The sequence below is a fragment of the Streptomyces camponoticapitis genome (assembly GCF_014646115.1).
GTDB lineage: Bacteria > Actinomycetota > Actinomycetes > Streptomycetales > Streptomycetaceae > Streptomyces > Streptomyces camponoticapitis.
Genome location: NZ_BMMV01000025.1, coordinates 41722 through 61661, shown reverse-complemented (window position 1 = coordinate 61661; position 19940 = coordinate 41722). Strand labels below are relative to the sequence as shown.

Here is a 19940-nt window from a genome sequence, read left to right as displayed (position 1 = left end):
GAATGGTGTACTGCTATCCGAACGTAGAGAGGGCGCCTCTGATTTGTCAACGACTCTACCAAATAAGGGTGGACCGGTCCTCAGTGCTGCCCGAGCCGTTTGAGGAGGGTCCGCAGTGAATGTGCGGCCTCCGTGACGGCCCCGGCGATCTCCTCCGCGCGGGCGTCGTCCATCCGGCTCTTGGGGGCCGAACAGCTGATGGCGTCCCCGCCGCCGTGCCCGGTGCCGAGCGCCACGGCCACGCACCGGATGTCCACGGAGTTCTCGCCGTCGTCCATCGCCCACCCCTGCAACCGGGCCTCCGCGAGCTGGCGGATCAGCTCGTCGGGATCGGTCACGGTGTCCGGGGTGAGCCTGGCCAGCGGCCAGTCCAGCCGGCGCTGCACCTCGGCCGCGTCGTACTGCGACAGCATCGCCTTGCCGAGCGCCGTCGCGTGCGCGGGCAGCCGCCGGCCCACCGCCGAATACATCCGAAGCGCGTGCCGCGACTCGCGTTTGGCCAGGTAGACCACGTCCGTGCCGTCCAGCCTGCCCAGATGCACCGACTCGCCCGTCTCCTCGGCGAGTGCGTCGAGGACCGGCCCGGCGAGACTCGCGACGTCGTCGCCCTCCAGGTAGGCCGTGCCCGTCAGCAGGGCCTTGAGGCCGAGGCTGTAACGGGTGCCCGAGGCGTCCAGGTCGACCCAGCGCCGCGCTTCCATCGTCCGCAGGATCGCGTGCAGGCTGCTTTTCGGCACCGCCATCGCGCTCGCCATCTCGGCGAGCGAGAGCCGGGCGCCCTCGTTGCCGAGCAGTTCGAGCACTTCGAGCACCCGAGCCGCCGACTTGACCTCCTCGGGCTTACGCCCTCGCGCCGCTGCTGCCACCGATTCCACGGAACCTCCGCTCCCCGCACCGGCGCCCCTCGGCGATCCGGTCAGCACGATTCTCGACGTGCGTCTTGACGCTATATCACCGCAACCATAAGTTCAGTCACTCCAACGCCATTCGGTCTTCTGAACGGTTGAATCTTAGGTAGGGGCCATGCGCATACCATTCGCGCGGAATGTCCGGCTCGTGGCTCTGGCCGCGACCACCGCGCTCACACTCACCACCCTCTCCGCCTGCGGCGGCTCGTCCGACTCCGGCGGCGACTCCACGTCGCTGGAGATGTGGACGTTCAAGCAGTCCCACGTCGGCGCCCTGCGCGCGGCGGCGGAGGAGTTCAAGAAAGAGACCGGCATCACGGTCAAGATCGAGGCGTACACGCCCGACGACGCCTACACCACCAAGCTGCAGAGCTCGGCCAAGACCGGCAATCTGCCGGACGTCCTGGAAGTCCACTCCGACGGCGAGGACTTCGTCCTCGGCGCGGCGGGCGTCGCCGCCGACCTCCAGGACGAGATCCCGGACTCCTGGAGCGGTCGCTTCCAGGAGGCGATCAAAGGCTCGGGCACCGTCACCGCGCAGAAGTTCAAGGAGTCCCAGGCCAAGGACTCCACCTTCAAGGGCGTCGAGCAGGACCAGCGCTTCAGTGTGCCGCTGACCGCGGGCACCTTCGGCATCGTCTACGCCAACAAGCGGAAGCTGGCCGACGCCGGAATCACCGAGGCCCCCGCCACCTGGGAGGAGTTCCTGGACGCGGTCGAGGCCACCCACCACAAGGACCCGAAGACCGGCGGCATCAGCCTCGGACTGAAGGTCAAGTCGACCGGACTGACCTGGGTCCTCCAGCCGCTGGCGTTCGCCCAGCTCGGCAAGCAGGCCTACTGGGACCTCTTCGGCAAGGACAAGGCCACCGACTTCGGTTCGGCCAACGGCACCAAGGTCCTGAGCATGTACGACGAGATCACCCCGTACTGGATGCCGGGCAGCCAGTCCCTCACCATCGACGAGGCCGACCAGGCCTTCGCCCAGGGCAAGTCGGCCTTCGCCGTCGGCGGCACCTTCACGCTCGCCTTCCTCCAGCAGAACGGTATGAAGGCCGACGACGTCCTCGCCTTCGGACTGCCCGCACCGAAGGGCGGCGCCGTACCCGACCGGGCGCTCGGCCCGCTCGCGCTGACCGGACTGAGCCTCACCGCCACGAGCGAGCAGCCCGAGAACGCCAAGAAGTGGATGGAGTTCCTCTCCGGCACCGATGTCGCCGCGAACTTCGCCAAGGCGTCCGCCGACCTGCCGGCCACCGAGCTCGGCGCCGACTCCGCCAAGGTCCTCGGCCCCGCCCTGACCTCCATGATGGAGAGCTTCGAAGGCACCGAGGAGACCACGTACGACCCGAGCCTCAACGACTTCCGCCCGCCGGGCTACGACCAGGACGTGGCCGGTGAGATCCTCACCGATCTGAGCCCGCTCGGCCGGGAGACACCGGCACAGACGGGAGCCAAGCTCCGCGGACTCAACAGCGACTACTGGGCGACCCAGTGACCGCAGCACCTCGGCCCACCACGGTGGGGGAGGCCGGGAGTGTCGGCAAGGGCCGTACGCTCCCGGCCGGGGCGGCGGACACCGCCCCCGGCCCCGGCAAGCGGTCCTGGCGCGGCACATTCGGCGGCGAGGCCCTCTCCGGTTATCTGTTCGTCGCCCCCGCGGTGGTTCTCTTCGCCGTCATGGGCCTGTACACCGTCGGTTACGGCTTCCTGCTGAGCTTCGCGTCCTGGAACGGCTTCATGCCGCACTGGACCTGGGTCGGCCTGGACAACTACGCCGATCTGCTCTGGCGCAGCCCCATCTACGCGCCACGGGTGCGCAGCGCGGGACTCAACACCCTCTGGGTGATGATCGCCGTACCGGTGCTGACGGTCATGGTGTCCTTTCCGCTGGCCGTCCTGCTCAACCGGGCACGCAGGATGCAGGCCGTCCTGCGCTCGGTGTTCTTCCTGCCGTACGTGACCAGCGGCATCGCCGTCTTCTTCGCCTGGCAGTACATCCTCCAGCCCGACGGCGCCGTCAACCTGCTGCTCGGCCAGCTCGGACTCGGCTCGCTCCAGCAGCCCCAGGGCTGGCTCGGCAACCCCGACACCGCGCTGCCCACACTGATCGTGGTGACCGTGTGGAGCGCCGTGCCCGTGTCGATGCTGCTGTATCTGACGGGCCTGCAGACCATCGACCGGAGCCTGCTGGAGGCCGCCGAACTCGACGGCGCCGGCTGGTGGCGTACGAACGCGTCCGTCGTCTGGCCGCTGCTGCGCCCGATCACGGCGATCGTCGTCCTGCTCAACCTGCGGGACTCGCTCCAGGGCTTCCAGACCTTCCTGGTGATGACGAACGGCGGCCCCGGCGACCACACGAACGTGCTGGGCCTGGAGGCATACAGCCTCGCCTTCCTCAAACAATTGCGGCCCACTCTCGGCCTCGCCAGCGCACTCGGCTGGCTGCTGTTCGCCGCCGCCCTGGTACTGGCCCTGATCAATCTGCGAGCGCTGCGGAGCAAGACATGACCTCGATCCCCGTGGCGGACAAGCGCCCCCACGCGACGGCACACCCCGACCGGGCGGGCAGGGCGGGCGGACGCCCGGGCGAGAGCGGAGCCCGTAACCGCCGGATCCTCGCCCGCACCGTGGTCGGTCTGCTGCTCGCCGGATACGGACTGGTCAGCGTCTATCCGTTCCTCTGGATGGTCTCCGCCGCGTTCAAGGACCAGCTGGAGGTGGTCAGCGGCGGTCATCTGATCCCGAAGAACCCCACCTTCGACACGCTGATCGACACCTGGAACAAGCTCCACTTCTTCGACTTCTTCCTCAACAGCCTGCTGGTCACCCTCTACACCGTGGTCCTCACGCTGGTGATCTACGCGGCGGCCGGCTACGCCTTCGCCGTGCTGCGCTTCCCCGGACGCACGTTCCTGTCGAGGCTCTTCGTCTCGCTGCTCTTCGTGCCCGGCGTGACGGTGATGCTGCCGATCGTGCTGCTGGAGAACGAGATGGGCATCCTCGGCACGCACTGGGGACTGGTGCTGCCCTTCGTCAACGGCGGCGCGCCGCTGTCGATCCTGCTCATGACCGGTGCGTTCAGCGCCATCCCGGCCGAACTGCGGGACTCCGCGCGGGTCGACGGCGCGAGCGAGTTCCGGATCTTCCTCAACATCTATCTGCCACTGGCCCAACCCGCCCTGATCACGGTCGCGTTGCTCACCGCGATCCCGACCTGGAACGAGTATCTGCTCACCCGTGTCTCACTCAACGACCAGTCGACCTTCACCCTCCCTCTCGGCCTGCAGACCCTCGCGGCCGAGAACGTCCCGCACTACAACAATCTGATGGCCGGAGCGCTCATCGTGGTCATCCCCGTCGTGCTGCTCTTCGTCTGCCTGCAGCGTTACTTCGTCAACGGCCTCGTCGGGGCGGTGAAGGGCTGATGCGCGTTCTGGTCACCGGAGCCGCCGGACACATCGGCGGCCATGTCATCGAGGACCTGCTGGCCCACGGCCACCGGATCGTCGCCACCGACCTCGTCCCCGTCGACGACCCACGGCTGGACCGCGTCCACACCGGCGATCTCCGCGATCCCCGACTGGTACGCGACGCGATGGCCGGCGCGGAGGCCGTCGTCCATCTGGGCGCCATCCCGCACCCCAACTCGGACGACGACAGCGCCCTGTTCGCCACCAACTGCCTCACCGCGCACCGGGTTCTCGACGAGGCGGGCCGCACCGGCGTCCGCCGGGTCGTCGCCGCCTCCAGCCTGTCGGCCGTCGGACTCGCCTGGTCACCGCGGCCGCAGTCCCCGCGCTACGTACCGCTGGACGAGGAACATCCCACGCTCGTCCAGGATCCGTACGGCCTCTCCAAGCTCGTCCTGGAGGAGACCGCCCGCGCCACACACCGGCGCCACGGCACCGACATCGTCTGCATGCGGTTCCCGTTCACCGGCACGGGGGAGCGGCTGGCGGCGCAGCTCGCCGCCGTACGCGACGATCCGGGCGGCCACCGGATGGACCTGTGGGGGTGGCTCGACACCAGGGACGCGGCCAGGGCCGTGCGGTACGCGCTCGTCACCGAACTGACGGGCTGTCATGTCATCAACGTGGCGGCGGACGACACCTCGTCGCCCGTGCCGACGGCCCAACTGCTCGAAGAGCACCACCCGGGCGTGCCGTACTTCACCGAACTGACGGGCCACGCCTCGCTGTTCGACACCTCGGCGTGCGCGAAGCTGCTGGGCTTCGCCCCGGAGTACCGCAGGATCCCGCCGGACGAGGCCCCGGGCACGGCCGCGGGTCCGGCCGCCGGCCCCGCCGCCCCCACGGCCGCCGAAGGCGAGGTGTGACGGGGGCGGGCGGCAGGGCTCCGGATCTCCACCGCGGACGGGCTCCTCGCCCCCGTCGATCCACACCCCGCCCGCCCGCTCCCCCGGGAAGTGGGGTTAGGCTCGGGCGCGCCGCCCGTCCGCGGCGGAGATTCGGAGAACGCGCACCATGGACACCGCACCGCGCCCCGCTCCCGGCCGGCTCACCTACCGGGACGCCACCGCAGAAGACGTCAAGAACCTCGTGGCGCTCATCGAGTCCGCCTACCGAGGTGAGAGCGCCCGCGCCTCCTGGACCTCCGAGGCCGACCTGCTGGAAGGGCAGCGCACCGACGAGCAGGGCGTGCTCGACGTGATCGAGGCCGACGGCAGCCGGCTCCTGACCGTCGAGGCCGACGGCGTGCTGGTCGCCTGCTGCCAGCTGGAGCACCGCGGCCCCGCCGCGTACTTCGGCATGTTCGCCGTCGACCCCGGCGCACAGGGCGGGGGGCTCGGCAAGCAGGTCCTGGCCGAGGCGGAGCGCCGCGCCCGCGCCGACTGGGGCGTCCGTGAGATGCACATGACCGTGATCGTCCAGCGCGAGGATCTGATCGCCTGGTACGAGCGCCGCGGCTACCGTCGTACGGGACAGCTGCTGCCCTTCCCCTACGGCGACGAGCGCTTCGGCATCCCGCAACGGCCCGACCTGGCGTTCGAGCTGCTGGTCAAGCCACTGGACCAGGACGTCTGACCGCTCCTTCGACCGCCGCGCGCCCGTCGTCCGGGTCGCGCCGGGTACGGGCGGCGCGCAGGGATGCGAGCAGCTGGAGCCGTTCGGCGTCCGGGCTCCCGGGCTCGGCGGTGTAGACGAACATCACCGGGCCGGGACTGCCGGGCAGCGGGTAGCTGCCCCACTCGACCGTGATCTCGCCGACCTGGGGGTGCCGGAACAGCTTCGTCCCCTGCACGGTCTCGCGCACCTCGTGCCGGGCCCAGAGCCGCCGGAAGTCCGCGCTGCGGATGCTGAGTTCGCCGATGAGCATGGTGGCCCGCGGGTGCGTCGGGTCGGTGACGACGGCGCCGCGCAGCATGCCGATGTACTGGAGCGCGGTGGCTTCCCAGTCGGGGCAGCGCATGCGGGTCTCGGGGTCGTGGAACAGCGAGGTGAGCATGTTGCGGTGCTCCGGCGGCTGCTGGTTCGGGTCGCCGAACAGCTCCTCGGCGAGGGTGTTCCACGCGAGCAGGTCGAGGTGCCGGCCGAGCACCACCGCGGGGGTGTTCATGGTGGCCAGCAGCTGCCGGGTGCCGTCCGGCACGCGTTCGGGGGCGCGGCGCCTCCGGACGCGCTGGGGCCTGCGTGCCGCCTGGGCGAGGGCGAAGAGATGCCGCCGTTCGTCGTCGTCCAGGTGCAGGGCGGTGGCGAGGTCGTCGAGCACGTTGTCGGAGGGGCGTACGTCGCGGCCCTGCTCCATGCGCTGGTAGTAGTCGGTGCTCAGCCCGGCGAGCAGCGCGATCTCCTCGCGCCTGAGCCCGGTGACCTTGCGCCGGGGGCCCGGCTCCAGCCCGACGTCCCGCGGGCTCAGCCGGCCGCGCCGGGCGCGGAGGAAGTCACCGAGTTCACGGGCGAACGAGTGGTCGGCAGCCATACGGACAGTGTGCGGGCACGGCGTGGGCCGAAGGTAGGTCTGGCACTCCTAGGGAAGTGGGTACGACCCCGACTCGCCGCCCCGCTCCTACCGTTGGCGCCCGGCAGCCGTGCACACCATCCCCCAGCCGGGCACACCATTTCCCAGGAGCAGCGGTCATGACCGAATGGACCGAACGTGACATGCCCGACCAGAGCGGTCGGGTCGCCGTCGTGACCGGCGCGAACTCCGGACTCGGCCTGGTCACGGCGACCGAGCTCGCCCGCGGCGGGGCACACGTCGTGATGGCCGTACGCGACAGCGCCGCCGGCGAGCGGGCGGCCAAGGACATCCGGCGGACCTCACCCGACGCCGAGATCCACGTACGTCAACTCGACCTGGCCTCGCTCCGGTCCGTGCGCGCCTTCGCGAAGGGGATGAACGACGACTTCCCGGCGATCGATCTGCTGGTCAACAACGCCGGTGTGCTCCATCTCGGTCCGGCCCGCACCACCGACGACGGGTTCGAGACCCACTTCGGCGTCAACATGCTGGGCCACTTCGCGCTCACCGGCCTGCTGCTCGGCGCCCTCGGCCGCGCGGAAGGCGCCCGCGTGGTGAGCATCAGCTCGACCGCCCACCGGGGTGCCCGTCTCGACCTGGACGACCTGATGTCGCGGAAGAACTTCGGACCCCGCCGCGCGTACGCCCGTTCCAAGCTGGCCTGCACCGTGTACGGCCTCGAACTCCACCGCCGCCTGGAGACGGCCGGCTCTCCCGTGCTCAGCGTCGTCGCCCATCCCGGGATCTGCCGCACCAACCTCAGCCCGCGGGCGTTTGAGGACCAGTGGGCCATCTCGCGGGCCGTCGACCGGGCGACGCAGCGGGCGTTCGCCCCGGTCCAGGAGGGTGCGCGGTCACAGCTGCACGCTGCGACCGCGCCCGGCGTGCGCGGTGGCCAGTTCTACGGCCCGTCCGGCTTCAAGGAGCTGCGCGGCCCGGTTGCCCCGACCGAGCCCGACCCGCGGGCGGCCGATCCCGAATGCGGGAAGAGGCTGTGGGCCGCCGCCGAGGAGCTGACCGGCATCAGTTACCCCTGACCGCCGGGACGCCGGACCCGAGTGCCACCCCCCCCGGTACGGCCAAGTGGTCCGGTGTCCCGGTTCCGCCCTGTTTCCCGGCTCCGCGCGTCAGGCGGTGAACCGCCCGGTGCGGCGGATCTCCGGGAAGTCCGTGGTCGCGCCGTCCAGACCGAGCGCCCGGACCAGCCGCAACTGGTCCGGGGTGTTCACCACCCAGCCGATCACCCCGAGCCCCGCCTCGTGCGCGCGCTCGACGACCTCCAGCGTCAGCCGCCGGATGTTGAGCGCGAGCGAGTCCGCGCCCACCGCGACGGCCCGGTCCACCACATCCGCGCCCCAGCGGCTGGCGATCAGCACCGTCCGTACGCCCGGCACCAGGGCGGAGATCTCGGCGACGGCCTCGTCGTGGAACGAGGACACCTCCACCCGTCCCACCAGCTGCCGCCGGCGCATGACCTCGGCCAGCGCCCGCGCCGCCGCCACGTCCTTGATCTCCGCCTGGAGCGGTGAGCCCACCGCGTCCAGGACCTCCTCGAACACCGGCACCCGCTCGCCCCGCCCGGCGTCGAGCTCCCGCAGCTCGGCGAGGGTCCGGTCGGCGATCGGGCCCGTGCCGTCCGTCGTCCGGTCCAGCTCCGCGTCGTGCATGACGACGAGGGCGCCGTCCTTGCTCAGATGAAGGTCGAGCTCGATCGCGTCCATACCGGCCCGCTCGGCGTGCAGGAAGGAGCGCAGGGTGTTCTCGGGTTCGACACCCATCACTCCACGATGACCGATGGTGAGGAAAGTCAAGGCTGACTCGCTTCCGTCGTCGGCGGCTCCCGCGCGGCGCTGGTGCCCCACGCGGCACGGCGGCAGCCTAACGGTCAGTACGCCGGTATGGACCCGCGCGTGACAGGCGAGTGGAGATGCCTGCTGTCAGCAGCGCATACGGCGGGAAAAACGCCCGTAAACACGAAGCGTGGCAGGATAATTTGTCTCATCCGACCTTGTACGGGAGAATCAAAGACCGATACGGTGCCTTGACGCGAGCTTCTCCCGTGGAGGGTGTGACATGACGGAAATTCTTGTGCAGGACCGGACCGGAGGGCTCCAGGCCGACGGCGAGCGGGTGGTCGAGCACCCCGCGTGGACCGAGCTCAAGAACGCCGTCGAGGAGATCCGCCCCTGGCAGTCCAAGGACGGCTCCATAGACTTCGACGCCGACGACGCGCCTTCGCGCGCCCTCGCCGAGGCCACCCTCGACCGGGTGACCTCCGCCGTAGAGCAGCTCTCACCCCTGCTTCCGCACGACGCCGCCTACCACCGGGCGCTCGTGGCGGACCTCCGTAAATGGGCCGACAGCGCCTTCGACGTACCCGACTTCCTGGACTCGCTGCTCGCCTTCCAGCCCGCGGCCGACCGGGTGGACCGGCTGCAGCACCTGGTTGTCTTCCCCATGTACACGCAGAACGGCAACCCGGACCGCAATCTGGAGGCCGTCGTCCTGCGCATGGTCTGGCCCGAGTGGCTCGCCGAACTGGAGCGCACCCGCTACGACAACCCGCTCTTCTGCGGCATCACCTTCGAGGACTTCACCGCCGGGTACGACACCAACTCCGCGGTCCTCTTCCCGGAGACCATCGCGGTCCGCGAGGCCCCCGAGCGGTTCAGCTGGGGAGGCATCTTCTGCGACCGCGAGGCCGCCCGCTTCCGCCGGGTGACCGAGGCCGCCGTCGACATCCTCGGGGTCGAACTCCCCGACGACATCCGCGAGATGGTCGGCGACCAGGACCGCTGCCAGCAGGCGTTCGTCCTCTGGGACATGATCCACGACCGCACCCACAGCCACGGCGACCTGCCGTTCGACCCGTTCATGATCAAGCAGCGGCAGCCGTTCTGGATGTACGGCCTGGAGGAGCTGCGCTGTGACCTCACCGCGTTCCGGGAGGCCGTACAGCTCGCGGCCGACGGTGTCCCGCAGGGCCGCGACGTGCAGTACGCGGTGCTCTTCGACCGGATGTTCCGCTTCCCCGTCACCGGCGCCCGGCAGCGCAACTACGACGGCCTCGGCGGCCAGCTGCTCTTCTCCTACCTCCACAAGCACGACGTGGTGCGCTGGACCGACAACACCCTGCGCATCGACTGGGAGCGGGCTCCGCGGGTCACTCAGCAGCTGCTCGCCGAGATCGAGAGCCTCTACCGGGCCGGCATCGACCGCCCGAAGCTGGTCCACTGGTTCGCCGCCTACGACCTCGTCTCCACCTATCTGGCCCCGCACCCCGGATCCCGCTGGGCCAAGGGCCCGGACGCCCTGGACCTGGATCTGCCCCCGCGCAAGCTGGTGGACGACGTGCTCCCCGACGAGTTTCCGCTCAGCATGTTCTACGAGGCTCTGGGCAAGAAGCTCAAGACCGTGATCGCCTCGACCCAGGGCATCCGGGCCACGACCACCGAGAAGCGAGCCGCGTGAGTTCGTACGACACTGCTCTCGGCGGGAGAACGTGTCCCGCGACAGCACGGCCGGCCACGGCATGAACGACGACGCGCAGACACGGGGGACACCGGGATGACGGAGAAGACGACCATGAGCGCGAGCACCGGAAAGGGCTGCGCGCTGGACGGCGCCGTCGTGGCGGTCGCCGGAGCGGGCGGCCCCGCGGGGCGCGCCACCCTGCTGCGCCTGGCCTCGGCCGGGGCGACGGTCTTCGGCGCCGACGCGGACGCGGCGAGTCTCGCCGAGGCCGTCGAGGCCGCCCGCCGCGCCCACAGCGGCGCCACCGTCACCGGAGACACCGTCGACCTGCTGGATCCGGCGGCCACCCGCGCGTGGGCGGCCAGGATCGAGAAGGACGCCGGCCGGGGCCGCGTGGACGGGCTGGTCCATCTCGTCGGCGGCTGGCGCGGCGGCAAGACTTTCGCCGACACCGACCTCGCCGACTGGGACCTGCTGGAGAAGCTGCTCATCCGCACGGTCCAGCACACCTCCCTCGCCTTCCACGAAGCCCTGCTGCGCGGCGACCGCGGGCGCTATGTGCTGGTCAGCGCGGCCGGAGCGAGCAAACCCACGGCCGGTAACGCCGCCTACGCCGCGGCCAAGGCGGCGGCCGAGGCCTGGACACTGGCGCTCGCCGACGACTTCCGTAAGGCCGGGGGCGACGAAGGGCCGCGCGCGGCTGCTGCGATCCTGGTCATCAAGGCACTGGTGCACGACGCGATGCGCGTCGAGCGCCCGAATGCGAAGTTCGCGGGCTTCACGGACGCCGGAGACCTGGCCGACGCCATCGCCGGGGTCTGGGAGCGGCCCGCCGGTGAAGTGAACGGAAGCCGCCTGTGGCTGAGCCCCGAGTCATGACGTCCCGTACGACCGCCGCGCGTGCGCACCACGACCCAGCCGTGCGCGGGTTCGCCAGCGACAACTACGCGGGCGCCCACCCCGAGGTGCTGGCGGCGCTGGCCGTCGCCAACGGCGGCCACCAGATCGCGTACGGCGAGGACGAGTACACCGACCATCTCCAGCGCGTCATGCACAGCCACTTCGGCCCCACCGCCGAGGCCTTCCCGGTCTTCAACGGCACGGGCGCGAACGTCGTCGCGCTCCAGTCGATGACCGACCGCTGGGGAGCGGTGATCTGCGCCGATTCCGCGCACATCAACGTGGACGAGGGCGGGGCGCCCGAGCGGGTCGGCGGCCTCAAACTGCTGACCGTGCCCACCCCCGACGGCAAGCTGACCCCGGAGCTGGTCGACCGGCAGGCGTGGGGGTACGACGACGAGCACCGCGCCATGCCGCAGGTCGTGTCGATCGCCCAGAACACCGAACTGGGCACCGTCTACACCCCGGCCGAGATCCGCGCGCTGTGCGAACACGCCCACGAGCGCGGCATGAAGGTCCATCTCGACGGCGCCCGGATATCCAACGCGGCGGCCTTCCTCGACGTACCGATGCGCACGTTCACCAACACCGTCGGCGTGGACGTACTGAGTTACGGCGGGACGAAGAACGGCGCGATCTTCGGCGAGGCCGTCGTCGTGATCGACCCGGACGCGGTCCGCGCGATGAAGCGGCTGCGCAAGCTGTCGATGCAGCTCAGCTCCAAGATGCGGTTCGTCTCCGTCCAGTTGGAGGCACTGCTGGCCGGTGATCTCTGGCTGCGCAACGCCCGGCACAGCAACGCCATGGCCCAGCGGCTCGCCGACGGCGTGCGCGCGATCGACGGGGTCGAGATACTGCACCCCGTCCAGGCCAACGCGGTCTTCGCCCGCCTGCCGCGCGAGGCGGGCCTGCGGCTCCAGAAGCGCTTCCGCTTCTACTTCTGGGACGAGACGGCCGGTGACGTGCGCTGGATGTGCGCCTTCGACACGACCGAGGACGACGTCGACGCGTTCGTCCAGGCGGTCAAGGAAGAGATGGCCAGGTAACCCGTAGAGGCGTCGGGCCGGGGATTCACCCCCGGCCCCGCACTCGCGTGGTCGCGGGCGTTCCCCGGTGCATTACAGTAGACCTCTCGGTGTGCTCTGATGCACCGATTCCGTACGTCCCGAGGCAAGGCAGACCATGACCCTGACGCTCACCGTGTCGGACGAGGTGCACTCCCTCGTCCCCGGCTTCACCCCGCTCGCCGTCGAGGCCCACGGCCTGGTGAACGGCCCCAGCAACGAGGCCAGTTCGGCGCTGCTCGACGACGCGGCCCGGCGGCTCGCCGCCCGCCTCGACGGCCGCGCGCCGCACGAGGACCCGCATATGGTCGCCTGGCGCGCCGCGTACACGGCCTTCGGCAGCAAGCCGAACCGCACGCGCAACTCCGCCGAGGCGCTGGCCAAGCGCGCGCTCGCCGACGGCGGTCTGCCCCGGATCAATCTGCTCGTGGACCTCTACAACGCGATCAGCGTGGCCCATCTGATCCCCGTCGGAGGCGAGGACACCGACCGGATCACGGGCGCCATGCGGCTCGTACGGGCCACGGGCGAGGAGCCGTTCCACACCGCCGCGGGCGGGGAGCCGGTCGTCGAGCACCCGGACGCGGGCGAGGTCGTGTGGCGCGACGACGAGGGTGTCACCTGCCGGCGCTGGAACTGGCGTCAGGGAGTGCGGACCCGGCTCACCGAGGAGTCGGTGAACGCCGTCTTCCTGCTGGAGAGCCTGGCTCCGATGACCGGCGCGGAGCTCGACGCGGCGGGCACCGAACTCGCCGAATCGCTGGAGAAGTTGAGCCCCGGGGCGCGGATCACCGTGCGCCCCGCGCTCTGACGCACCACATGACGGAACGCCGGTCGGGCGACGGGCCGTGCGGTGACGTTTCGGTGGCGGCGCCCGCGGGGGCCGCCAGGCTCAGCCGGCTTCGCGGGCCTCGGCCGGGGTCGGGGCCGTACCGCCCAGATGCGCCGGTACCCACCAGGTGTCGCTCGCGTCCCTGGGCCGTACCGGGTAGGCGCGCTGGGCGGCTTCGAGCAGCTCCTGCACCCGCTCGCGCAGCCGCCGGGTGATCGCCCCCGCGTACTGGTCGGTGGGGGCTTCCACCGGCTCGCCGACCCGCATCGTCACGGGGATGTGGCTGCGCCGGAAGTTGCGGGGGCGCCCCTTGGTCCAGAGCCGCTGGGTGCCCCACAGCGCCATCGGGATCAGCGGCACGCCGGCCTCCTGCGCCAGGCGAGCCGCGCCCGACTTGAAGGACTTGAGCGTGAACGACTGCGAGATCGTCGCCTCGGGGAATACACCGATGATCTCGCCCGCGCGCAGCGAGTCGAGCGCGTGCGAGTAGGCGGTCTCGCCCTGCGTACGGTCCACCGGGATGTGCTTCATGCCGCGCATGAGCGGCCCGGAGACCTTGTGCCTGAAGACGGATTCCTTCGCCATGAAGCGGACGAGCCGCTTCTGGGGGAGTGCCGTGAGGCCGGTGAAGATGAAGTCCAGATAACTGATGTGGTTGCTGACGAGCACCGCGCCGCCGACACGCGGGATGTTCTCGGAGCCCTGAGTCTCGATCTTGAGGTCCAGCGCCTTGAACATCGTGCGGGCGGCGCCGATGACCGGCCGATAGACGAGCTCTGCCATCTGGAGGAGACCCTTCTGTTCCCGGGGAGGGTTCTCCCGACGGAAGCTACGCAGCCGTAGGTTTTCGGCATTGGGCAGATCGTGCCCCAAACGAGGCCTTGTGGCCAGTCCTGTCGACGGCGCGGAGCGAGATTCTCATCACGTCATTCCCGGGTGATCAGGGCGTTTGCCGCAGCTCAGCGCAGCGCCTCGGTCGTACGGCGCAGCAGGAGGTACATCTCGCAGCCGAGGCAGTAGGCGAAGACCGCGTTGAGGAAGGCGGCGGCGAGGGCGCAGGCGGTAGCGGCCAGTCCGAGCCAGAGAGGCCCCCACACATAGCCGACCAGCCCGACCAGCGCGAAGACCAGCCCGACCGCCTGCGCGAAACGCGGCGGCTCCGGGGGCTCGAACTCCGTGGGCGGTCCGATCCTGGGCCGTACGACGGTGCGGAACAGCCACGCGTAGGGCGAACGCCCCGCACCGGCCAGCGCGCCCACCGCGAAGACCAGGGCCTGCCAGCCGAGAAGCGCGCCGCTGCCGGTGACGAGGACCGCGGCCAGGACGACGGTGGTGACGGCCGCGCCGAAGCGGGGACCTCTGACATCTATGTTCATGACACCAGCATCGCTCAGGGCCGCACGCCCGGGACCGCGGAATATCTTGCGGTCGTGTGAACGCTGCACGGGAGATGACGACGACAGGGCTCATGGTGTGCGTGGCGGTGCTCGCGGCGGCGAGCCTCTTCGGCGTGCTCCACCGGCGTACGAACGGGAGGCTCAAGGTGCGCGGGCGTGACGGCGAAAGGCGGCTCGGCGCGGCCGAGTTGGGCGCGGAGTTGGGGGAGCGGGCCACACTCGTCCAGTTCTCCAGCGCGTTCTGCCAGCCCTGCCGGGCCACCCGGCGCACGCTCGCAGAGGTCACGGGCATGGTCGACGGCGTCGCCCATGTGGAGCTCGACGCCGAGGACCGCCTGGAGTTGGTACGCGAACTCGGCATCCTCAGGACGCCCACGGTGCTCGTCCTCGACGCGGCGGGCCGGATCGTCCGCAGGGCGGCCGGGGCACCCCGTAAGGCCGATGTGATCGCCGCACTGGGTGTGGCCGTCTCCGGCGAGCCCTCCGGCGGGTGACACGCCGCGCCGCCGGCCGCTCCGTGTCGGGGCTCCGGACCGGCGGGCGTTGGGAAGGTCACAGTTCAAAGCGCTTGCTCAGTGGGCATGAGCTGGATGTACTGGCGAGTAATATTATGGTCGGTGCACGGGTCGACCTGACCGGAAAACCCCCCATCAGGCGCCTATGCTGCGAGCAACAACGCAGCCCAGAAATGACGATGCAGTAGGAGAGCCGGCGTGAGCTTGAGGATCGTTGTCTGTGTGAAGTACGTGCCCGACGCCACGGGTGACCGGCATTTCGCCGATGACCTGACGCTGGACCGTGACGATGTGGACGGTCTGCTGTCCGAGCTCGACGAGTACGCGGTCGAGCAGGCGCTGCAGATCGCGGGTGACCACGACGGTGACGCGGAGGTCACCGTGCTGACGGTCGGCCCCGAGGACGCGAAGGACGCGCTGCGCAAGGCGCTGTCGATGGGCGCGGACAAGGCGGTCCACGTCGAGGACGACGATCTGCACGGCACCGACGCGCTCGGCACCTCGCTGGTCCTGGCGAAGGCGGTCGAGAAGACCGGCTACGACCTGGTCATCTGCGGCATGGCCTCGACCGACGGCACGATGGGCGTCCTGCCCGCGATGCTCTCGGAGCGTCTTGGCGTCCCGCAGGTGACGCTGCTGTCCGAGGTCTCGGTCGACGGCTCCACCGTCAAGGGCCGCCGCGACGGCGACGCGGCCACCGTGCAGCTCGAAGCCTCCCTGCCGGCCGTCGTGTCGGTGACGGACCAGTCGGGCGAGGCCCGCTACCCCTCGTTCAAGGGGATCATGGCGGCGAAGAAGAAGCCGGTGGAGTCCCTGGACCTGGGGGACCTGGACATCGAGGCCGGGGACGTCGGTCTCGAAGGCGCGTGGACGGCGGTCGACTCCGCCACGGAGCGCCCGGCCCGTACGGCGGGCACCATCGTCAACGACGAGGGCAAGGGCGGCGACCAGCTGGCCGAGTACCTCGTGAGCCAGAAGTTCATCTGACGGGTGCGGTTCACCGCCCCAGCCGGTCCCGGTTCCTTCACGCACACGCATTCGCAGGAGAACACATCCCATGGCTGAAGTCCTCGTCTATGTCGATCATGTGGACGGCGCCGTCCGCAAGCCCACCCTGGAGCTGCTGACGCTGGCCCGCCGTATCGGCGACCCGGTAGCCGTCGCGCTCGGCGCGGGCGCCGCGGACACCGCCGCGACCCTGGCGGAGCACGGCGCGGTGAAGGTGCTGACCGCCGACGCCGCCGAGTTCACCGACTACCTCGTCGTCCCGAAGGTCGACGCGCTCCAGGCCGCGTACGACAGCGTCTCCCCGGCCGCCGTACTGGTCCCCTCGTCCGCCGAGGGCAAGGAGATCGCCGCCCGTCTCGCGGTGCGCATCGGGTCGGGCCTGATCACCGACGCGATCGACCTGACCGCCGACGACCAGGGCCCGGTGGCGACCCAGTCGGTCTTCGCCGCCGCGTACACCACCAAGTCCCGGATCACCAAGGGCACTCCGGTCATCACCGTGAAGCCCAACTCGGCCCCCGTCGAGCCGGCCGCTGTCGCGGGCGCCGTCGAGGAGCTGGCCGTCACCTTCGGTGAGGCCGCCACCGGCACCAAGGTCGTCGCCCGCACCCCGCGTGAGTCGACCGGCCGCCCGGAGCTGACCGAGGCCGCGATCGTCGTCTCCGGCGGACGCGGCGTCAACGGCGCCGAGAACTTCGCGATCATCGAGGCGCTCGCCGACTCCCTCGGCGCGGCCGTGGGCGCCTCGCGCGCCGCCGTCGACGCCGGCTGGTACCCGCACTCCAACCAGGTCGGCCAGACCGGCAAGTCGGTCTCCCCCCAGCTGTACATCGCCTCCGGCATCTCGGGCGCGATCCAGCACCGGGCGGGCATGCAGACGTCGAAGACGATCGTCGCGGTCAACAAGGACGCCGAGGCGCCCATTTTCGACCTGGTCGACTACGGCATCGTCGGGGACCTCTTCCAGGTCGTCCCGCAGCTCACCGAGGCCATCAAGGCACGCAAGGGCTGAGCCCCGAGCAAGCACCCGGAGGGGCCGCGCGGCGTCTGTGCCGAGCGGCCCCTCCGTGCTGAGTGCTCGCTTCCCCGGCCCCTCCGGGCGACCATTGACGCAGCCTGGATCAGACGATTAACTTCACCATGCGGATGATGAATTCCATATAGCGGAAAGTTGAGGCGTGGGAATGGGCCAGGGCCAGCAGGACAAGGTGACGACGAGCCTTCCGGACGCGGTCGGAACGAGCATCGGCGCCTCGCTCGCACCGGTCGACGCGGAGCTCGCCCGCCGCTATCCGGGAGACCCCGGCACCCGCCAGCCCGTCCACACCGTCTACGTCCCCGCCGACGCCTTCGACGCCCGCACCGTCCGCTCCTGGGGCGACCAGGCCCTCGCCGCCCTCGACGAACACGCCCCCGACGCCGCCTCCTTGGCACGCGCCCTCGGCATTTCCGGCGAACTGGCCGGCCCGGTGTACGAGCGGGTGCGGGCCAAGCTGGAGCGCGAACCCGTCGAGGACCTGCGGATCGACTTCGAGGACGGCTACGGGGCGCACTCCGGCGAGGAGGAGGACATCGCCGCCGCGCGCGCCGCACGCCTCGTGCACGCCGCGTACGAGGACGGCACCGCCGCCCCGTACATGGGCATCCGGATGAAGTGCCTGGAGGCCCCCGTACGCGACCGGGCCATCCGCACCCTCGATGTCTTCCTCAGCGGACTGATGGAGGCCGGCGGGCTCCCCGAAGGGCTCGTCCTCACCCTGCCGAAGGTCACCTATCCCGAACAGGTCACCGCCATGGTCCGGTTGGCGGAGGAGTTCGAGAAGGCGCGCGGGCTCAGCACCGGCCGGATCGGCTTCGAGATCCAGATCGAGACCAGCCAGTCGATCCTCGCCGCCGACGGCACCGCCGCCGTCGCCCGGATGATCGTCGCGGCGGACGGCCGCGCCACCGGACTGCACTACGGCACCTTCGACTACAGCGCCTGCGTCGGGGTCAGCGCCGCCTACCAGTCCAGCGACCACCCGGCCGCCGACCACGCCAAGGCCGTCATGCAGGTCGCCGCCGCCGGCACCGGCGTACGGGTCTGCGACGGTTCGACCAACGTCCTGCCCGTCGGCCCCACCAGCCAGGTCCACGAGGCATGGCGGCTCCACTACGGGCTCACCCGCCGCGCCCTGGCCCGCGCCTACTACCAGGGGTGGGACATGCACCCAGGCCACCTGCCCACGCGCTACGCCGCCGTCTACGCCTTCTACCGCGAGGGCCTGGAGACCGCCGCCGCGCGACTCGCCGCTTACGTGGCGAAGGCCGGGGGCGACGTGATGGACGAGCCGGCCACCGCCAAGGCCCTCAGCGGCTATCTGCTGCGCGGACTCGACTGCGGAGCCCTCGACGCCGACGAGGTCACCGGCCTCACCGGGCTCAGCCGCGCCGACCTCGAAGGCTTCGCGGCCCCGCGCCGCGCGGCCCTCACTGTCTCGGCGCCCTGAGGCCGGACCGCTCCGACCGCCGTACGCACCCGGCCCGCCCCACCCGCGACCGCCGTCCCTCAGGCAGTCGTCGACCGCTGTCGCGTGGCCGGGACCGACGACAGGGGCAACACGAGGGTCTTCGTCAGCGACGTCTGTCTCTCGGGCGGCGACAACGACCAGCCGCTGCCGGGCCTACCGGTCTGCCGACGGCGGCAGTTCGCCCGAGCCGCGTGCGATCAGCCTGGTCGGCACCACCACCTGGTTAGGGGCGTCGGCAGCCCCGTCCAGGCGGCGGAACAGCCGCTCCGCGGCCGTACGCCCGAGAGTGGCCGCGTCCTGCGCGATGACGGTGACCCCGGGGTCCAGCAGGTCGGCCAGTTCGATGTCGTCGAAGCCGACGAGGGCGACGGGCCGGTCGTGCGCGGCGAGGGCCCGTACGACCGTGACGGTGACACGGTTGTTGCCGGTGAGGATCGCCGTGACCGGCTCGGGGGCCTTCAGCATCGACACGACGGCCTCGTGCACGCGGTCCGGAGCGGTCGTGCCCAGCGACACCCAGGAGTCGTCCACCGGCAGGCCGGCGTGCGCCATCGCGGCCCGGTAGCCGCGCAGGCGCTCCACCGCCGTGTGGATCCGGGGCTGGTCACCGATGAAGCCGATCCGCCGGTGCCCGTGCGCGACCAGATGGGCCGTGCCCGAACGGGCGCCGCCGAAGCTGTCGGAGAGTACGGCGTCCGCGTCGATCTTCCCGGCGGGGCGGTCGACGAAGACCGTCGCGACCCCGGCCTTGATCTCCGGCTCCAGATAACGGTGGTCATGGCCGGCGGGAATGATGATCAGGCCGTCCACGCGGCGCGCGCAGAGGGCGAGCACCAACTCCTGCTCGCGGTCCGGGTCCTCGGCGCTCGACCCGTTGATCAACAGCGCGCCGTGGGAGCGCGCGACCTCTTCGACCGCGCGGTTCAGCGGGCCGTAGAACGGGTCGGCGAGATCTTCCAGCACCAGACCGATGCTGGCGGTACGGCCCTTGCGCAGGACGCGCGCCGAGTCGTTGCGGCGGAAGCCCAGCGCGTCGATGGCCTCCTGGACGCGCCGCTCGGTGTCCGGCGTCACTCCGGGCTCCGCGTTGACCACTCGGGACACCGTCTTGAGCCCGACACCGGCCCGGGCTGCCACATCTTTCATGGTGGGCCGATTACCGTAGCGGGGCTCGGAGTGACGGGCGGTGTCGGCCACTGTGCGCTGTCCTGTCGTCGTTCGGTTGTGTTCAAGACTTGTGGCGTTGAGCATAGGCCCTGGACAACGTTGTCAGGTGAATGGAGACTGTTCCATGAACCCGCAGGTCCCCGCGCGTCCCCACAACCCCCACCCGCGGGGACCCTCTCG

Annotated in this window: 20 protein-coding genes; 14 read left to right on the top strand and 6 right to left on the bottom strand. The window is 70.7% G+C overall.

Translation table 11 applies throughout. From position 1 onward, the window contains the following. Positions 1-80: 80 nt before the first annotated feature. The gene (locus IEY79_RS30070) at positions 81-875 is read right to left on the bottom strand and encodes an IclR family transcriptional regulator (RefSeq protein WP_189110790.1); all 795 of its coding nucleotides are present in this window, start codon (positions 873-875) and stop codon (positions 81-83) included. Between the two features lie 148 nt (positions 876-1023). On the opposite strand from IEY79_RS30070, the gene IEY79_RS30065 reads away from it, so the two are divergent. The 5 genes from IEY79_RS30065 (at position 1024) to IEY79_RS30045 (ending at position 5956) form a co-directional block, all read left to right on the top strand. Beyond that, complete coding sequence (locus IEY79_RS30065; protein ID WP_189110789.1) at positions 1024-2406, top strand: ABC transporter substrate-binding protein; 1383 nt, start codon at positions 1024-1026, stop codon at positions 2404-2406. After that, complete coding sequence (locus IEY79_RS30060) at positions 2403-3419, top strand: carbohydrate ABC transporter permease (protein WP_229701238.1); 1017 nt, start codon at positions 2403-2405, stop codon at positions 3417-3419. Before IEY79_RS30065 ends, IEY79_RS30060 begins: the two co-directional genes overlap by 4 nt. After that, complete coding sequence (locus IEY79_RS30055) at positions 3416-4336, top strand: carbohydrate ABC transporter permease (protein WP_189110788.1); 921 nt, start codon at positions 3416-3418, stop codon at positions 4334-4336. The genes IEY79_RS30060 and IEY79_RS30055 overlap by 4 nt, the downstream gene beginning before the upstream one ends. Continuing rightward, positions 4336-5247 carry an NAD-dependent epimerase/dehydratase family protein gene (locus IEY79_RS30050; RefSeq protein ID WP_189110787.1) on the top strand — a complete coding sequence of 304 codons (912 nt, stop codon included), beginning with the start codon at positions 4336-4338 and terminating at the stop codon, positions 5245-5247. The genes IEY79_RS30055 and IEY79_RS30050 overlap by 1 nt, the downstream gene beginning before the upstream one ends. A gap of 148 nt (positions 5248-5395) precedes the next feature. After that, on the top strand, positions 5396-5956 hold the full coding sequence (locus IEY79_RS30045; protein ID WP_189110786.1) for a GNAT family N-acetyltransferase: 561 nt from the start codon (positions 5396-5398) through the stop codon (positions 5954-5956). On the opposite strand, the gene IEY79_RS30040 is transcribed toward IEY79_RS30045, so the two are convergent. Next, positions 5931-6851, bottom strand: coding sequence for a helix-turn-helix transcriptional regulator (locus tag IEY79_RS30040; RefSeq protein WP_189110785.1), 921 nt, complete (start codon positions 6849-6851; stop codon positions 5931-5933). The two genes, IEY79_RS30045 and IEY79_RS30040, sit on opposite strands and share 26 nt — an antisense overlap. 158 nt (positions 6852-7009) lie before the next feature. Here IEY79_RS30040 and IEY79_RS30035 point away from each other — a divergent pair, with 158 nt between their 5' ends. After that, on the top strand, positions 7010-7930 hold the full coding sequence (locus IEY79_RS30035) for an oxidoreductase (protein WP_189110784.1): 921 nt from the start codon (positions 7010-7012) through the stop codon (positions 7928-7930). Between the two features lie 90 nt (positions 7931-8020). Here the strand turns inward: IEY79_RS30035 and IEY79_RS30030 are convergent, their stop codons facing one another. Continuing rightward, the gene (locus IEY79_RS30030) at positions 8021-8704 is read right to left on the bottom strand and encodes a glycerophosphodiester phosphodiesterase (RefSeq protein WP_189110783.1); all 684 of its coding nucleotides are present in this window, start codon (positions 8702-8704) and stop codon (positions 8021-8023) included. A 262-nt stretch (positions 8705-8966) separates the two neighbouring features. On the opposite strand from IEY79_RS30030, the gene IEY79_RS30025 reads away from it, so the two are divergent. From IEY79_RS30025 to IEY79_RS30010, 4 genes are all read left to right on the top strand, one after another. Beyond that, positions 8967-10364 (top strand): DUF6421 family protein, encoded by a 1398-nt coding sequence (locus IEY79_RS30025; protein WP_189110782.1) that lies wholly within the window; start codon positions 8967-8969, stop codon positions 10362-10364. Positions 10365-10478: 114 nt separating this feature from the next. Continuing rightward, positions 10479-11246 (top strand): SDR family NAD(P)-dependent oxidoreductase, encoded by a 768-nt coding sequence (locus IEY79_RS30020; RefSeq protein WP_189110781.1) that lies wholly within the window; start codon positions 10479-10481, stop codon positions 11244-11246. Further along, complete coding sequence (locus IEY79_RS30015) at positions 11243-12313, top strand: threonine aldolase family protein (protein ID WP_189110835.1); 1071 nt, start codon at positions 11243-11245, stop codon at positions 12311-12313. The genes IEY79_RS30020 and IEY79_RS30015 overlap by 4 nt, the downstream gene beginning before the upstream one ends. Positions 12314-12449: 136 nt before the next feature. Next, positions 12450-13142 carry a B3/B4 domain-containing protein gene (locus tag IEY79_RS30010; protein WP_189110780.1) on the top strand — a complete coding sequence of 231 codons (693 nt, stop codon included), beginning with the start codon at positions 12450-12452 and terminating at the stop codon, positions 13140-13142. A gap of 81 nt (positions 13143-13223) precedes the next feature. Here the strand turns inward: IEY79_RS30010 and IEY79_RS30005 are convergent, their stop codons facing one another. Both IEY79_RS30005 and IEY79_RS30000 read right to left on the bottom strand, forming a co-directional pair. Continuing rightward, positions 13224-13946 carry a lysophospholipid acyltransferase family protein gene (locus IEY79_RS30005; RefSeq protein WP_189110779.1) on the bottom strand — a complete coding sequence of 241 codons (723 nt, stop codon included), beginning with the start codon at positions 13944-13946 and terminating at the stop codon, positions 13224-13226. A gap of 176 nt (positions 13947-14122) precedes the next feature. After that, entirely contained in the window at positions 14123-14539 is a 417-nt protein-coding gene (locus IEY79_RS30000; protein ID WP_189110778.1) for a DUF4395 domain-containing protein, read from the bottom strand. Positions 14540-14631: 92 nt separating this feature from the next. On the opposite strand from IEY79_RS30000, the gene IEY79_RS29995 reads away from it, so the two are divergent. The 4 genes from IEY79_RS29995 (at position 14632) to IEY79_RS29980 (ending at position 18572) form a co-directional block, all read left to right on the top strand. After that, positions 14632-15054 carry a TlpA family protein disulfide reductase gene (locus IEY79_RS29995; protein ID WP_189110834.1) on the top strand — a complete coding sequence of 141 codons (423 nt, stop codon included), beginning with the start codon at positions 14632-14634 and terminating at the stop codon, positions 15052-15054. Between the two features lie 219 nt (positions 15055-15273). Next, a complete protein-coding gene (locus IEY79_RS29990; RefSeq protein ID WP_189110777.1) occupies positions 15274-16062 on the top strand; it encodes an electron transfer flavoprotein subunit beta/FixA family protein in 789 nt (262 codons plus the stop codon). 70 nt (positions 16063-16132) lie between these two features. Further along, on the top strand, positions 16133-17095 hold the full coding sequence (locus tag IEY79_RS29985) for an electron transfer flavoprotein subunit alpha/FixB family protein (protein ID WP_189110776.1): 963 nt from the start codon (positions 16133-16135) through the stop codon (positions 17093-17095). A gap of 172 nt (positions 17096-17267) precedes the next feature. Beyond that, positions 17268-18572 carry a DUF6986 family protein gene (locus IEY79_RS29980; protein WP_189110833.1) on the top strand — a complete coding sequence of 435 codons (1305 nt, stop codon included), beginning with the start codon at positions 17268-17270 and terminating at the stop codon, positions 18570-18572. Between the two features lie 174 nt (positions 18573-18746). Here IEY79_RS29980 and IEY79_RS29975 read toward each other — a convergent pair whose 3' ends face one another. After that, a complete protein-coding gene (locus tag IEY79_RS29975) occupies positions 18747-19790 on the bottom strand; it encodes a LacI family DNA-binding transcriptional regulator (protein WP_189110775.1) in 1044 nt (347 codons plus the stop codon). Between the last annotated feature and the right edge of the window lie 150 nt (positions 19791-19940).